General features: G+C 76.4%; 15 protein-coding genes. 12 read left to right on the plus strand and 3 right to left on the minus strand.

The window, feature by feature from the left end:
* Window positions 1-3: 3 nt before the first annotated feature.
* From recG to ANAEK_RS10675, 8 genes are all read left to right on the plus strand, one after another.
* Entirely contained in the window at window positions 4-2718 is a 2715-nt protein-coding gene (recG, locus tag ANAEK_RS10640) for an ATP-dependent DNA helicase RecG (RefSeq protein WP_012526148.1), read from the plus strand.
* A 122-nt stretch (window positions 2719-2840) separates the two neighbouring features.
* The gene (locus ANAEK_RS10645; RefSeq protein ID WP_049778447.1) at window positions 2841-3437 is read left to right on the plus strand and encodes a protein-L-isoaspartate(D-aspartate) O-methyltransferase; all 597 of its coding nucleotides are present in this window, start codon (window positions 2841-2843) and stop codon (window positions 3435-3437) included.
* 10 nt (window positions 3438-3447) lie between these two features.
* A complete protein-coding gene (locus tag ANAEK_RS10650; RefSeq protein WP_012526150.1) occupies window positions 3448-3993 on the plus strand; it encodes a hypothetical protein in 546 nt (181 codons plus the stop codon).
* Window positions 3994-4043: 50 nt separating this feature from the next.
* Entirely contained in the window at window positions 4044-5249 is a 1206-nt protein-coding gene (locus ANAEK_RS10655; protein WP_012526151.1) for an aminotransferase class I/II-fold pyridoxal phosphate-dependent enzyme, read from the plus strand.
* 2 nt (window positions 5250-5251) lie between these two features.
* Window positions 5252-6610, plus strand: a complete 1359-nt coding sequence (thrC, locus tag ANAEK_RS10660) for a threonine synthase (RefSeq protein WP_012526152.1) — start codon at window positions 5252-5254, stop codon at window positions 6608-6610.
* 10 nt (window positions 6611-6620) lie between these two features.
* Window positions 6621-7001, plus strand: coding sequence for a hypothetical protein (locus ANAEK_RS10665; protein ID WP_012526153.1), 381 nt, complete (start codon window positions 6621-6623; stop codon window positions 6999-7001).
* Window positions 6998-7657 (plus strand): dTMP kinase, encoded by a 660-nt coding sequence (gene tmk, locus ANAEK_RS10670; RefSeq protein ID WP_012526154.1) that lies wholly within the window; start codon window positions 6998-7000, stop codon window positions 7655-7657. The genes ANAEK_RS10665 and tmk overlap by 4 nt, the downstream gene beginning before the upstream one ends.
* 42 nt (window positions 7658-7699) lie before the next feature.
* Window positions 7700-8452, plus strand: coding sequence for a molybdopterin-binding protein (locus ANAEK_RS10675; RefSeq protein WP_012526155.1), 753 nt, complete (start codon window positions 7700-7702; stop codon window positions 8450-8452).
* 10 nt (window positions 8453-8462) lie between these two features.
* Here ANAEK_RS10675 and ANAEK_RS10680 read toward each other — a convergent pair whose 3' ends face one another.
* Window positions 8463-8636, minus strand: a complete 174-nt coding sequence (locus ANAEK_RS10680; protein ID WP_232288427.1) for a hypothetical protein — start codon at window positions 8634-8636, stop codon at window positions 8463-8465.
* 97 nt (window positions 8637-8733) lie between these two features.
* Here ANAEK_RS10680 and ANAEK_RS10685 point away from each other — a divergent pair, with 97 nt between their 5' ends.
* Complete coding sequence (locus tag ANAEK_RS10685; protein WP_012526157.1) at window positions 8734-9582, plus strand: c-type cytochrome; 849 nt, start codon at window positions 8734-8736, stop codon at window positions 9580-9582.
* Here ANAEK_RS10685 and ANAEK_RS10690 read toward each other — a convergent pair.
* Window positions 9579-9977, minus strand: a complete 399-nt coding sequence (locus tag ANAEK_RS10690; RefSeq protein WP_012526158.1) for a hypothetical protein — start codon at window positions 9975-9977, stop codon at window positions 9579-9581. The genes ANAEK_RS10685 and ANAEK_RS10690 overlap by 4 nt on opposite strands.
* A gap of 160 nt (window positions 9978-10137) precedes the next feature.
* Here ANAEK_RS10690 and ANAEK_RS23615 point away from each other — a divergent pair, with 160 nt between their 5' ends.
* On the plus strand, window positions 10138-11001 hold the full coding sequence (locus ANAEK_RS23615) for an acyl-CoA desaturase (RefSeq protein WP_012526159.1): 864 nt from the start codon (window positions 10138-10140) through the stop codon (window positions 10999-11001).
* Window positions 11002-11020: 19 nt separating this feature from the next.
* Here the strand turns inward: ANAEK_RS23615 and ANAEK_RS23620 are convergent, their stop codons facing one another.
* Entirely contained in the window at window positions 11021-12328 is a 1308-nt protein-coding gene (locus ANAEK_RS23620) for a lysophospholipid acyltransferase family protein (protein WP_049778385.1), read from the minus strand.
* A gap of 88 nt (window positions 12329-12416) precedes the next feature.
* Here ANAEK_RS23620 and mutL point away from each other — a divergent pair, with 88 nt between their 5' ends.
* Both mutL and ANAEK_RS23015 read left to right on the plus strand, forming a co-directional pair.
* The gene (gene mutL, locus ANAEK_RS10705) at window positions 12417-14240 is read left to right on the plus strand and encodes a DNA mismatch repair endonuclease MutL (protein WP_012526161.1); all 1824 of its coding nucleotides are present in this window, start codon (window positions 12417-12419) and stop codon (window positions 14238-14240) included.
* Between the two features lie 461 nt (window positions 14241-14701).
* Window positions 14702-14872 carry a hypothetical protein gene (locus tag ANAEK_RS23015; protein WP_012526162.1) on the plus strand — a complete coding sequence of 57 codons (171 nt, stop codon included), beginning with the start codon at window positions 14702-14704 and terminating at the stop codon, window positions 14870-14872.
* The last annotated feature ends 1 nt before the right edge of the window (window position 14873 follow it).

Here is a 14873-nt window from a genome sequence, read left to right on the forward strand (position 1 = left end):
GCCGTGGAGCGCAAGCAGGGCGGCCCGGCGGATCCGCGCCAGGAGGGAGACCTCCCCGGCGCCGCCGCCGCGCGCGCGCTCGAGGCGCTGCTGCCGCCGCTCCGCTTCGCGGTGAAGGACGGCTTCGCCGGCGCGCCCCGGCTCACCGGCTTCGGCGAGACGGTGCGCGGCGCGGTCGCGCGCGCCCGCGCGGCCGGGGCCGGCGACTCGCCCGCGCTGCGCCGGCTGGAGCTGGAGGCGGAGGGCTTCGACGCGCTCCCGCTCGGCGCGCGCCGCAAGGCGCTGGCGCGCATCGCCGCCGATGTCGCGGCGCTCATCCCGGTCCCCGAGGAGCTGCGCGCGCTGGCGCGGGCCGCGCGCGTCGAGGCCGAGGCGCGCCCCGGCGGCGCGCCCCCGCCCGCCGCGCAGGCGGCGTCTCCGGCGTCGCCCCGGCCGCGAGCGGCGCCGGCCCAGCCGCGCGCGGCGCAGGGATCCGCCGCGCGCCCGGGACGCCAGGCCGCGCCGCCGCCCGCCGCGAGCGCCCCGCCGCCGGTGGACGCGCCCGCCCCGCGGGTCCCGCTCGCGCCGGATCCGCCCTGGCACGCGCTCCCCGACGCGCGCACGCCGGAGGAGCGCGCCGCCCGCCGCCGCCGCCTCGCCACGCGCCTCGCCGACCTGCCGCGGGTCCACCCGGCGCCGCGGGCGCTGCTGGAGGAGCGCGGGCGCGAGACGGTCGAGGCTGCGCTGGAGCTGTGGCCGCGCGCGTACCAGGACCGCACCGCGCTGCGCCGCATCTCCGAGCTGCGGGTGGGGGACGAGGCGACCGTGCTCGGGACCGTGAGCCACGTGCGCATCCAGCGCATGCGCAGCGGGAAGCCCCTGCTCAAGGTCGGCGTGCAGGAGGGCGGCTCCGCGCTCGAGCTCGTCTTCTTCAACCCGCCGCCCTGGCGCCTGAAGCAGTTCGCGGCGGGAGAGTCGCTGCTCTGCTCTGGCAAGGTCACCGAGGGCTTCGGCGCGCGGCGCCAGATGAGCCAGCCGGAGGTGGAGAAGGTCCAGGCGGGCGACTCCGCGAACTTCGGGCGCATCGTGCCCGTCTACCCGGGCCCGGCCGACTACCAGCACCCGGCGCTGCGCAAGCTGATGAAGCGCCTGGTGGACGAGCTCGTGCCCGCGGCGGTGGACGACCTGCCGGCGGAGATCCGCGCCCGCCGCGACCTGGTCGGCCGCGCCGAGGCGCTGCGCGAGGCGCACTTCCCGCCCGCCGGCACCGACCCGCTCCGCGCCGCCGAGCGGGTGACGCCGGCCTTCCGGCGGCTCGTGTTCGAGGAGCTGTTCTTCCTGCAGCTCGCGCTCGCCCTGCGGCGGCGCGGGGTCCGGGCCGAGGCCGGGATCGCGTTCGACGCCTCGCCGGCGGCGCTCGCGCGCGCGGTCGAGCCGCTGCCCTTCCGGCTCACCGGCGCCCAGGAGCGCGCGCTCGCCGAGATCGCCCGGGACATGGCCGACCCCGAGCCCATGAACCGGCTGCTGCAGGGCGACGTCGGCAGCGGCAAGACCGCGGTCGCGTTCGCCGCGATGATGCTGGCGGTCCAGTCCGGCTGGCAGGCGGCGCTGATGGTGCCGACCGAGATCCTGGCCGAGCAGCACGCGCGCACGCTGTCGCGCTGGCTGGAGGGGCGCGGGGTCGAGGTGGCGCTGGTGGGCGCGAGCGCGCGCGGCAAGGGGCAGCGCGAGGCGCGCGCGGCGGTGGCGGAGGGCAGGGCGCGCATCGCGGTCGGGACCCACGCGCTGCTGGAGCAGGCGGTGGGGTTCGAGCGGCTCGGGCTGGTGGTGGTGGACGAGCAGCACCGGTTCGGCGTGATGCAGCGGGCCGGGCTCATCTCCAAGGGACGCCGCCCCGACGTGCTGGTGATGACCGCGACGCCCATCCCCCGCACGCTGGCGCTCGCGTTCTACGGCGACCTCGACCAGTCCAAGATCTCCGAGCTGCCGCCGGGCCGCACCCCGGTGACCACGCGGCTGTTCGGCGACTCGCAGCGCAAGGCGGCCTACGCGCTCGCGCGCGGCGAGCTGGACGCGGGCCGGCAGGTGTACGTGGTCTACCCGCTGGTGGAGGAGTCGGAGAAGACCGACCTCGCCGACGCCACCACCGGCGCGGCGGACCTGGCGAAGGTGTTCCCGGGCCACGAGATCGGGCTGCTGCACGGGCGGATGAAGCCGGAGGAGAAGCAGCGGGTCATGGACCGCTTCCGCGCCGGCGAGGTCCACGTGCTGGTCGCGACCACCGTCATCGAGGTGGGCGTGGACGTGCCCAACGCGAGCGTCATGATCGTCGAGCACGCCGAGCGCTTCGGCCTCTCGCAGCTGCACCAGCTCCGGGGGCGGGTGGGGCGCGGCGCGGCGAAGAGCCACTGCCTGCTGCTCGCCCACTTCCGCCGCGCCGGCGACGACGCGCGCGAGCGGCTGCGGGCCATGGAGGAGACGCAGGATGGGTTCGAGATCGCGCGGGTGGACCTGCGCATCCGCGGCCCCGGCGAGCTGCTCGGGACCCGGCAGTCCGGGCAGAAGCTGCTCGACGTCGCCGACCTCTACCGCGACGAGGCCATCCTGGAGGAGGCGCGCGAGGAGGCGTTCGGCCTGGTGGAGCGCGACGGCGACCTGGCCCGCCCCGAGCACGCCGCGGCGCGCGAGGCGCTCGCCGGCCGCTGGGCCGGGCGGCTCTCGCTGGCGCAGGTGGGCTAGCGCCGCGGCCGCCCCCGGCGGGCTCGCCCTGGCGGACGGCGGCGGCGCGCCACCTCGCGGCCGTGGCGCGGGAGTGCCTAGCATCGGGCGTGAGCACGGAGCTCGCCGCCTGGCTCGGCCACATGGGCATCCGCGACCGGCGCGTCCTCGACGCGATCGCGACGCTCGATCGCGCGCGCTTCGTGCCGCCCGACCTCTCGGCCGAGGCCTACGCCGACCGGCCGCTGCCCATCGGCTTCGGCCAGACCATCTCGCAGCCGTACGTGGTCGCGTTCATGACCGAGGCGCTCGCGCTCGAGGGCCGCGAGCGCGTGCTGGAGGTCGGCACCGGCTCCGGCTACCAGACCGCGCTGCTGGCGCGGCTCGCCGGCGAGGTGTGGTCGGTGGAGATCGTCCCGGGGCTGGCGCGGCGGGCGCGGGCGCTGCTGCTCGAGGAGCTCGGCCTCGGCAACGTCCACCTGCGCGAGGGCGACGGCGCGCTGGGGTGGCCGGAGGCTGCGCCGTTCGAGCGCATCCTCGTCACCGCCGCCGCGCCGCGGGTCCCGCCGGCGCTCCGGGCGCAGCTCGCGCCGGGCGGACGGATGGTGCTGCCGGTGGGTGAGGCGGAGTCGGACCAGGTGCTCCGCGTGCTGGAGCGCGGCGCGGACGGGATCGAGGAGATCGAGGACGTCCTCCCCGTCCGCTTCGTCCCGCTCACGCACCTCCCGCCTGCGGTATGATCCCGCGCGCATGATCGTCTGCCCCGTGTGCGACCATCCCCAGGCCCTCGGCTCCGAGTGCGAGGTCTGCGGCAAGCGCCTCGCCGTCCACGGCGTGCCGGGCGACGAGGTGTCCCCGATCGACGGTCTCGAGCCCACGCGGTTCGCGGCCGTCCAGGCGCCGGGCGAGACCGTGCCCGGCCTGGAGCCGACGCGGGTGGGCGAGGCCGAGCTCGGCCCGACGTCGCCGCCGGACGGGCTGGCGGAGGCGCTGGAGCCGACGCTCGCCGCGCCGGTCGAGGTGGACGTGGCCCCGACGCCGGACGTGGAGCGGACCGGGGCGGAGCTCCCCGCCTCGGAGCGCACGCCGCTGCCGGTGTTCGTGACCTGCCGCTACTGCCGGACGCCGGCGATGCCCGGGGAGCGGCTCTGCGGTCGCTGCGGGATGCGCCTGCCGCTCGCCGGCGCCACGCCCGCCGAGGCCGGTCCCGCGGGCTGGCGCTGCGGCTGCGGCGCGTGGGTGGTCTCCGGGCCATGCCCCGCTTGCGGGGCACGCGCGCCCGTCACGGCGGGGTAGCTCGGCGCTTGCCATTCGGCGCGCGTCCCGGCAAATTGGCGGGTCCCGCCATGAAGACCTTCAACGACCCCGAGGCCTTTGCGCGCGTCAAGCGCCTGCCGCCGTACGTCTTCACCGTCACCGACCGCCTGCGCGACGAGGCCATCGCGCGCGGGGTGGACGTGGTGGACTTCTCCATGGGCAATCCGGACGGCGCCACGCCGGAGCGGATCGTGGAGCGGCTGCGCAGCGCCGTGGGAGACCCGAAGCTGCACCGGTACCTGAACCCGCGCGGCCAGCCGGAGCTGCGCGCGGCGGTGTCGCGCTGGTGGAAGCGGCGCCAGGGCGTCGAGGTCGATCCCGAGCGCGAGGTGCTCGTCACCATCGGCTCGAAGGAGGGCATCGGGCACGCCCTCATCGCCATGCTCGCCGAGGGCGACACGGTCCTCGCGCCCGCGCCGACCTATCCCATCCACGCGTTCGGCGCGGTGCTGGCGGGCGCGGAGTCCCTGCCGGTGGCGGTCGGCCCGGGCGTGGACTTCTTCGAGTCGCTGGTGGCCGCCGCGGAGCGCGCCGAGAAGCGGCCGAAGGGCCTGGTGGTGAACTTCCCCGCCAACCCGACCGCGGCGGTGGCCACGCAGGAGCTGTTCGAGAAGATCGTCCGGTTCGCCGAGGCGCGGGACATGTTCATCGTGTCCGACCTGGCCTACTGCGACATCGTGTTCGACGGCCCGAAGGCGCCGTCGATGCTGGCCGTGCCGGGCGCGCGCGACCGCACCCTCGAGTTCATGTCGCTGTCGAAGAGCTACAACATGCCGGGCTGGCGCGTGGGCTTCTGCGCGGGCAACCCGGCGCTGGTCGCCGCGGCGGCGCGGGTGAAGAGCTACCTCGACTACGGCCTGTTCGGCGCCGTGCAGGCGGCCGCGATCACCGCGCTCGACGAGTGCGACGACGAGGTGGTGAAGATCCGCGAGAAGTACCGGGTCCGCCGCGACGCGCTCGTCCGCCACTTCGGCGCGGCCGGGTGGCAGGTGCCGGCGCCGGCCGCCTCGATGTTCGCGTGGGCGCCCATCCCCGAGCCGTTCCGCCCGCTCGGCTCGCTGGAGTTCTGCAAGCGGCTCATCGACGAGGCCGGCGTCGCGGTCGCCCCGGGCATCGGCTTCGGGCCGGCCGGCGAGGGCAGCGTCCGCATCGCGCTCATCGTGGACGAGCCGCGCGTCCAGCTCGCCGCGGAGCGGATCGAGAAGTTCCTCAAGAAGGGCCCGGGCGGGCGGTAGCGATGGCCGCGCCCACGTTCTCGTCCTGGTTCCGCTGCGCGGACGGTTGCGACTTCCGCGCCGAGCTCACCGAGGTGGTCTACGAGTGCCCGCGCTGCGGCGGGCTCCTCGAGGTCGAGCACGACCGCGCCGCGCTCGCCACCCGGAGCGCCGCCGAGTGGAAGGCGCTGTTCGACGGGCGCTTCAAGCTCGGCGCCTGGCCGTACGGCTCGGGGGTGTGGGGCAAGAAGGAGTGGGTCTACCCCGGCATCGCCGACGCCAGCGTGGTCTCGATGTTCGAGGGCGGCAGCCCGCTGCTCCGCATCGATCGCTACGCCCGCGAGCTCGGCCTCGACGACGTGTGGCTGAAGGAGTGCGGGGTCACGCACACCGGGTCGTTCAAGGACCTGGGCATGACCGTGCTCGTCTCCGCGGTGAAGGAGATGCGGGCCCGCGGCGCCGCCGTGCGCGCGGTCGCCTGCGCCTCCACCGGCGACACCTCGGCCGCGCTCTCGGCCTACTGCGCCGCCGCCGGCATCCCCAGCGTGGTGCTGCTGCCGCGCGGCAAGATCTCCACGGCGCAGCTCGTCCAGCCCATCTCGAACGGCGCGCTGGTGCTCGAGCTCGACACCGACTTCGACGGCTGCATGCAGGTGGTGAAGCAGCTCAGCCGCACGAAGGACATCTACCTCGCGAACTCGATGAACTCGCTGCGCATCGAGGGGCAGAAGACCGCCTCCATCGAGATCGCGCAGCAGCTCGGCTGGACCTCGCCGGACTGGATCGTGATCCCGGGCGGCAACCTGGGGAACGCGAGCGCGGTCGGGAAGGGCTTCCTGCTCATGAAGGAGCTCGGCCTGGTGGACCGGCTCCCGCGCCTGGTGGTCGCGCAGGCGGAGCACGCGAACCCGCTCTGGCGGGCCACCACCGGCGCCGGGGTGAGGCCCACCGCCGCGGTCGAGGTCGCGCCGCTCGCCGCCCGGAAGACGCTCGCCTCCGCCATCCAGATCGGCGCCCCGGTGTCGGCGCGCCGCGCGCTGCGCGCGCTGGAGGCGCTCGACGGCGTGGTCGAGCAGGCCAGCGAGCAGGAGCTCGCCGACGCGGCCGCGCGCGCGGACCGGGCCGGCATGTTCACCTGTCCGCACACCGGCGTGGCGCTCGCCGCGCTCGAGAAGCTCGCCGCCCGCGGGGTGGTGAAGCGGGGTGAGCGGGTGGTGGTGATCTCCACCGCGCACGGCCTCAAGTTCTCCGACTTCAAGGTCGGCTACCACGACCAGACCTTGCCCGGGATCCGCGCCGGGCTGCCCAACCCGGCCGTCCAGCTCCCCGCCACGCTCGGCGCGGTCCAGGACGCGATTGCCGGCCGCTTCGGGCGAGGGTAGAACGCGGCCCATGAGCACCCCCACGCCCACCCATCCCGGCGCCGAGACCGGCGCGCTCCGCGCCGAGCACGACGCGCTCGCGAAGCGGCTCGAGGTGCGCCGCTCCATCGACGTGGCCCGGCGCGGGGCCTACGAGATCTTCGCCGGGCTCATCGGCGTGGGCGCGTCCGTCGCGCTCGCCTGGGATCGCTGGGGCACGCTCAAGCCCGGCATGGTCCGCAAGGTGGCGAAGGGCCCGCCGGTGTTCCTGTACCTCGCGGTCGCGGCGGCGGTGGTGCTGCTCGGGCTCGCCGTCCGTTCCTTCCTGCGCGCCCGCCGGCTCATGCGCGAGGAGGACGCGCTGTACGCGCGGTTCCGCGCGCTGCGCGAGACGCTGAGGCTGGATCCGTGAGCGCGGCGGGGGGCGGCGGACGCGGACGTCCGGCCGCTCGCGGCCGCTTCGTCGTCCTCGAGGGGCTCGACGGCGCCGGGACCACCACGCAGGCGCGGCTGCTCGGCGAGCGGCTCCGCGCGGACGGCCGCACCGCCCACGTCACCGCCGAGCCGTCCGGCGGCCCGGTGGGCGCGCTCGTCCGCCAGGTGCTGACGCGCCGCGTGACCGGCGCCGCGGGCGCGGACTTCGACCCGCACGCGCTCGCGCTGCTGTTCGCGGCGGATCGCCGCGATCACCGGGCCGTCGAGATCGACCCGAAGCTGGCCGCGGGGATCGACGTCGTCTCCGACCGCTACACGCTGTCGTCGCTCGCCTACCAGGGCGCGGCGCTCGGGGAGATGGAGTGGGTCCGCCAGGTGAACGGGGCGGCGGGCCCGCCGGACGCGACGCTGTTCCTCCGGGTGCGGCCCGAGGTCGCGCTGCGGCGCCGGCGCGCCGCGTCGCTCGACCGCGAGATCTACGAGGTGGGCGCGTTCCAGCGGAAGGTGGCCGCCGAGTACGATCGCGCCATCGCGCTGCTGCGCCAGGCGGGCGAGAGCGTGATCGAGATCGACGGTGAGCGCCCGGTCGAGGCCGTGGCCGCCGCGGTGTGGGCGGCCGTCTCGACCCTGTAGCCGGCTGGCGTCCGCGCGCGGGACGGGTTACGGGAGGGGGCGATGCCCCGCACGCCCACCGCCGCCCTCGTCGTCGTCGGCAACGAGGTCCTCTCCGCCAAGGTCCAGGACGAGAACGGGCCGTTCACCGCGCGCCGGCTCCGGGAGCTGGGCGTGGAGCTGGTCACCATCCGGACCGTGCGCGACCGGGTGGACGAGGTCTCCGCCGCGGTCCTGGCCCTGTGCCGGGAGGTGGACTGGGTGTTCACCTCGGGTGGGGTGGGCCCCACGCACGACGACATCACCGTCCGCGCCGTGGCGGAGGCGCTCGGCAGGCCCATGCACCGCTCGCCGGCGCTGGTCGAGACCCTCCGCGCGCTGCACCGGCGCGGCCACCCGGGCGCCGAGCCGCCCGAGGCGGCGCTGCGCATGGCCGACGTGCCCGAGGGGACGCGGCTGCTCGGGGACGAGGGCTACCCGACGCTCGCGCTCGAGAACGTGGTGATGCTGCCGGGCGTGCCGCAGTTCTACCGGCACCAGTTCGAGCGCATCGCGCACCTGCTCCAGGCGCCGCCGTTCCGCCTCGCCTGCGTGTACCTGTCGGCGGGCGAGGGCGAGATCGCGCCCGCGCTCGATGCGGTGGCGGCGGCGCACCCGGCGGTCGAGATCGGCAGCTACCCGCGCTTCGACGCCGGGGCCGACCACCGGGTGAAGGTCACGCTGGAGGCGAAGGACGCGGCCCGGGTGGAGGCGGCCCTGCGCGCGCTGCTGGCGGCGCTGCCGGCGGGCTCCGTCCTGCGGACCGAGGGCCCGTGAAGGCCCCGGCCTACAGTTCGTACTTGTCGATCTTGCCGGCGCCCTGGAGGATCTCCAGCGCGCCCTTGGTGGCCTTCTCCTTGTCCGTCCCCTGGAGCTTCACCACCAGTGGGGCGGCCGGACCGGCCTGCGTCGGGGGCGGGTAGACCGTCACCGCCCAGGTGTCGCCGAGATCCTTGTCCACGTGTACCCGGCATTCCGTGCTTCCGATGAACGCGCGTGCCATGCTGAGTCGCTCCGAGAGGTCGTCGGGAGCCGGGAACATAGCCCAAACGAGCCCCATGAGAAAGCCGACCGTTCTGCTCCTCGTCCTCGCCGCATGCTCGTCCGGACCCCGCCTCCCGCACGTCACGCCGAGTGAGACCGAGGTCGAGGTGCGCGGCGCCGTGAAGGGCGGGCCGTACCCGCTCGGCCGCGCCGAGCTGGCGGCGCTGCCGCAGCGGACGGTGCACGGCCTCGACCCGGAGTCGGGCCGGGCGGCGACCTGGGAGGGCACCGCGCTCGCGGCGCTGGTGAGCGACCGCGTGGAGCGGACCCGGGGCGCGGACGTGGTGATCGTCCGGACCCGGGACCGCCGCGCCATCCCCATCCCGCTCACGCTGATCCGGCAGCTCCAGCCGGTGCTGGCGGATCGCGCCGACGGCCAGCCGCTCCCGGAGCGCGTCATCGCCTGGCCCACGTTCGACCAGCGCGGCCTCGAGACCGACCCGCGCGCCCGGCTGTGGTGGGCGCGCGGCGTGGTGGCGCTCGAGCTCGCGAACTCGTTCACCACCTACGGCCGCGCCCTGGCGGTCCCGGACGGCGCCCCGGACGGCGCGCGCCTCGGCGCGGATCGCTTCGGCGCGCGCTGCATCGGCTGCCACCGCGTGCGCAAGGCGGGCGGCGAGGCGGGGCCGAACCTCTCGCGCCTCACCGACCGGATGACCGCGGACGCGCTCTATGCGCGGATGCGGACCGGCCACCCGGGCTGGTCGGACGGGCCCGAGGATCCCGGCCCGTCGGCGGCGCGGCAGGTGTGGAGCTTCCTGCGGGCGGTGGCCGCGTTCGAGGGCGCCGGCGACGAGCCCGCGGCGGCCGAGAAGGACCCGGTGGAGGAGGAGCGCCGGCGAGACCGATCGTCCCGGCCCTAGACCGCCCAGATGTAGCCGATGCGGACGCCGACGAGCTCGGCGATCTGCTTCGCGACCTGGCGCCCGTCGCGCCCCGCGACCCACCGCGGCAGCACCACGTGGAACTCGCCGCCGGCCAGCTCGGCGGCGGAGGAGAAGAGCTGCCAGCGGCTCGCCACCTCCTCGAGCGCCACCGGGCCGGGCGAGAGGACGTCGAGGAACACCGGCTTCGGCGCCTCGCAGAACAGGCTGGGGCGGTGATCGCGCATGGCGCCGTGGATCACGTCGGGCGTGTCCCAGCCCGGCAGATCGGCGCGGACGCCGGCGTAGCCCGCGAGCGGGAGCGTCTCCGCCATCAGCCGGATGAACGCCTCCTTCTGCACATCGACCACCGGCTCGACGGTCTGCTCCAGCATGGCGGATCCCCCGTCCGGACGGCCGGCCGCCGGAGACGCGCGCCCACCGCCCGGATCACACTCTGGGGCCGCGCGTCGCGGGGGGCATCCCCCGCCGCCGGGCGAGCGCACGAACCGCGGTGACGCACCGGTGACAGCGGCCCGCCAAGCTCCCGGGCTCATGCCGCGCGACCCCGACCGCATCGACTGGCTGCCCTCGCTCCCGTTCTTCGCCGCGCACCTCGTGGCGCTGGCCACCCCGTGGCTGGCGCCGCTCGAGTGGCGCTGGGGCGCGCTCGCGGCCGGGCTGTACGCGCTGCGCATGTTCGCGGTGACGGCCGGGTACCACCGGTACTTCTCGCACCGCAGCTACCGGACCTCGCGCGCGTTCCAGCTCCTGCTCGCGGTGCTCGGCGCGAGCGCGGCGCAGAAGGGCCCGCTCTGGTGGGCCGCCCACCACCGCGACCACCACCGCCACTCCGACGGACCGGAGGACGTCCACTCGCCGCTGGAGCGGGGGTTCTGGTGGAGCCACGTGGGCTGGATCCTCTCCCGCCGCCACCACGAGACGAAGCTCGACCGCGTGCGCGACCTCGCGCGCTTCCCGGAGCTGCGGTGGATCGACCGCCACCACCTGGTGCCGCCGGCGGCGCTCGCCACCGGGCTGTTCCTGGCGGGCGGGCTGCCGGCGCTGCTGTGGGGGTTCTTCGTCTCCACCGTCGCGCTCTGGCACGGCACGTTCGTCATCAACTCGCTCGCGCACGTGTTCGGCCGCCGCCGCTACGCCACCGACGACGGCTCGCGCAACAGCCTGGTCCTCGCGCTCGTGACGCTGGGCGAGGGGTGGCACAACAACCACCACTTCTACGCGGCCAGCGCGCGGCAGGGCTTCTTCTGGTGGGAGATCGACCTGTCCTGGTACGCGCTGCGCGCGCTCGCGGCGGTGCGCCTGGTCCGCGACCTGAAGGTCCCGCCGCCGCAGGTCCGCCTGGCGCACCTCCGGACGGCCATCCCGCCCGCCGCGGCGCGCGCCGAGGCGCTCTGACGGCGCCGGCCGCGCCGCGCTAGAGGAACACCGAGCCGCGCGCGGACACGTCCTCGTCCAGCATGCCCTGCAGCGTGGCGCGGACCGTCTCCGCCAGCTCGCCCACGCGCGCCGGGTCCTCCGCCTCGGCCGGCGAGCGGCCGGCCAGCGGGATGGGCGGGCCGAAGCGGAGCGACCAGCGCGAGGGCAGGGGCAGCAGCGCCGCGGGCGCGAGCCGGAGCAGCGGGCTCGCCGTGAGCAGCGGCAGCCCGAGCCGGTCCGCCAGCCAGCCGGTGCGCGAGATGCCGGGCGCCGCCTCCTCGCTGCCGACGATGGCGCAGGGGACGAGCGTCGCGCCGGCGCGCAGCGCCACCTTGACGAAGCCGCCGCGGCCGAACCGCTGCAGGCGGTAGCGCTCGCCCCAGGGCTTGCGGGCGCCGGCGCTGCCCTCCGGGAACACGCCCAGCGCGCCGCCCTCCGCCAGGATGCGCCCCGCCGCCTCGGGCGTGGCGCGCACGGCGCCCAGCCGCACCGCCAGGCCGCCCACCACCGGCAGGTCGCACTCGCGGTCGTCGAGCAGCGGGCGGAGCTCCCGCCGCGCGGGGTGATCGCGGCGGAGCGCGTGCCGCAGGACCAGCGCGTCCCACGGGACGACGCCGGCGTGGTTCGCGACCACCATCACCGGCCCGGTCGCCGGGACGTGCTCCGCGTCGCGCACGGTGGTGCGCCACCAGGTGGCGTACAGCAGCTCGACCAGCGGCTCGGCCCGCTCCACCAGCCGCGGGTCCATCCCGTGGCGGTCCAGCCGCTCGGGCGGCTCGAGCAGCCGCGCCAGGTCCAGCGCCGCGCCCAGCTTCGCCGCCACCGCCGGGGCGAGCCGCGCCACCGCCTCGGTCACCTCGCGGCGCGCCCCGGCCAGCCCGGCGCGCGCGGCGAGATCGCCCACGCGCGCCTCCAGGCCGTCGAGCGCCGAGTCCAGCCGCCGCTCCACGTCGGCGAGCCGCGCCTGCGCGCCGGTGCGGTCGGCCGGGAGCGTCCGGGTGCGCTCCGGCGCGCGGGCCGGCGCCTCGGCCGCCGGGGGCGAGGCGCCGGCGGCCGCAGCCGGCGCGGGGGCCGGGGAGGGCGCCGGGGGCGCCGGCGCGACGGCAGCGACCGTGGCGACGGCGGGCGCGGGCGGCGGTCCGGACGAAGGCGCCGGGGAGGGCGGCGAAGCGGGCGGGCGCGGCGCCGCACCGCGGGTGAACGGGTCGTTGCCGAGCACCGGGCGCGGGGCCGGCCGCGCGGCGCCGGGCGGGCGCGCGGCCCCGCGCCGACCCGCGGCCTTCCTCTTGCCGGTCCCTCCCGCCATCGCGTCCACATAGACGCACGCGGCGGCGGGCGTCAAACGTTCGCTGGGGGAGCCGCCGCGTCGGATCGCCGTGGTACGAACGGGCGCCATGCCGCGCATCCACGTCCTCCCGCCCGGGCTCGTCAACCAGATCGCCGCGGGCGAGGTGGTCGAGCGGCCGGCCTCGATCGTCAAGGAGCTGGTCGAGAACGCGCTCGACGCCGGCGCCACCTCCGTCGGCGTGGACGTGGAGGAGGGCGGGCTCGCGCTGGTCCGGGTGGCGGACGACGGCTCGGGCATGGACCGCGACGACGCGCTGCTCGCGCTCGAGCGCCACGCCACCAGCAAGCTGCGCGACGCCGAGGGGCTCGCCGCCATCGGGACCATGGGGTTCCGGGGCGAGGCGGTGCCGGCCATCGCGTCGGTCTCGCGCTTCCGCCTCGACACCTCGGCCGGCGAGGACGGCGCGGGCACGCGGGTGGAGATCGAGGGGGGCGTGCTGGGCGAGGTGGCTCCGGTGGCCCGGCCCCGCGGCACCACCGTCGAGGTCCGGGACCTGTTCTTCAACACGCCCGCGCGCCGCAAGTTCATGCGCGCCGCCTCCACCGAGGCGGGGCACGTGTCCGAGGCGGTGATCCGGCTGGCGCTGGCGCGGCCGGACGTGGGGTTCACGCTCCGCTCCGGCGGACGGCTGGTGCTGGGCGCGCGCGCGGGCGGCGGCCTGGCCGACCGGGCCGGGCAGGCGCTGGGGCGGGAGGCGCACCGGCACCTGCTCCCGGTGGACGCCCGCCGCGGCGAGGTGCGCGTCCACGGGCTCATCTGCTCGCCCGATCACTCGGAGGCCACCGGGCGGGCGCTCTACCTGTTCGTGAACGGGCGCTACGTGCGCGATCGCGCCGCCGCCCACGCGGTGCTGCGCGCGTTCGCGGGGACGCTGCCGCCCGGGCGGCATCCCGCCGGCGTCCTGTTCGTGGAGCTGCCGCTCCACCGCGTGGACGTGAACGTGCACCCGCAGAAGCTGGAGGTCCGGTTCGCGGAGGGGCGCGAGGTGTTCGACGCGCTGTTCCACACCGTGGCCGGCGCCCTCCGCACCGCCCCCTGGCTGCGCGCGCGCCCGCAGCCGGGCGACGGCGTTCCGGTGGGGGACGGCGGCGGGCCGGCCCCGGTGCCGGTGGCCGGCGAGGAGGCCGCCGAGGTGCTGGCCTGGGCGCGCGCGGCGCGGCCGCCGGAGGGGAGCGGGGCGACGCTCGTCCAGCCCGCCCCGGGCGCCTGGGCCACCGGCCGGCTCGCGTTCCCGGTCGTGCCCGCGCCCGGCGCGGGGCCGGAGGCGGGCCCGCGGCCGGAGGGATACTTCGCCGGGCTGCGCTACGTCGGGCAGCACGCGCGGACGTACCTGCTCTGCGAGGCGCCCGGCGGGACGCTGGTGGTGATCGACCAGCACGCCAGCCACGAGCGGATGCTGTTCCACCGGCTCCGGGAGGCGTTCCGGGCGCGCCGCATCCCGGTGCAGCCGTTCCTGCTGCCGCAGGTGGTGACGCTCCCGCCCGCCGCGGCGCGCGCGCTGGAGGCCGGGCTCGCGGAGCTGGGCCGGCTCGGGTTCGACGCGGAGCCGTTCGGCGGCGAGGCGTTCGCCGTGAAGGGCGCGCCGGCAGCGCTGGCCGGGGTGGACCTCACCGCGCTGCTCACCGACCTCGGCAGCCAGCTCGCGGAGGTGGAGCGCGGCAGCGCGGTGGACGACGCGTTCCACGACCTGCTCGCCACCATGGCTTGCCACGCGGCGGTGCGCGCCAACCAGGACGTCTCGCCGGAGGAGGCGCGCGCGCTCCTCGACGGGCTCGACGCCATCGACTTCAAGGCGCGCTGCCCGCACGGCCGGCCGGTGGTCTTCGAGCTCTCGCTCGCCGATCTCGAGCGTCGAGTCGGCCGCCGCTAGGGCGCCGCAGGGTCCGGAGGGTCGAGGAAGAGGGCTGCTCTCGGCGCGGCTGAAGTCGGATCCGAGATGAACGAGCGAACCGCGCCGAGAGCGTCCCAGCGGTGAACCGCGCGATCGGAACCTGGAAAGGGGGGGGTATCCAGGCACCGCCGCAGCGTTACCGCGCGCTCCTTACGCAATCGCCGTGCCCCGGAACGGGTGCCTAGAAGTCGAGGAATTCAGGCGACTTTACCGGGCGGGCGCCGTCCCTGCGGGCGGTTGGACCTTTCAAATGTGCAGTGCGGATTGCATGAATGAAATGATCGGGGGCCGGATCGGGTGCGGCAGCATCCCTTGCGCTGGAGGGCTGAAGAAAGCTCCGTCTCGCGCGAGGTGTGCGCCGGCGCGCACGCGCGATCGCCCGTAACGGCGGGAAAATCCACGCGCGCGGTCTCGGCACTGCGGATGCAAACGTCGGCGGCGTGCAGGGCACCATCACAGGCAAGGACGTGATCCGTCACTCCTTCACCATCCTCCGGCTCTGGGGGCCGACGGTGTACCTGCGGTGCCTCCGCGCCATGGTGAGCGGGCGCCAGTGCACGTTCCTCGGCGTCGTCGCCGGTGAGCCGCCGCACGCGCCGCCGGCCGCCTAGC

Origin of the sequence: Anaeromyxobacter sp. K (assembly GCF_000020805.1) — a bacterium.
Taxonomy (GTDB): domain Bacteria; phylum Myxococcota; class Myxococcia; order Myxococcales; family Anaeromyxobacteraceae; genus Anaeromyxobacter; species Anaeromyxobacter dehalogenans.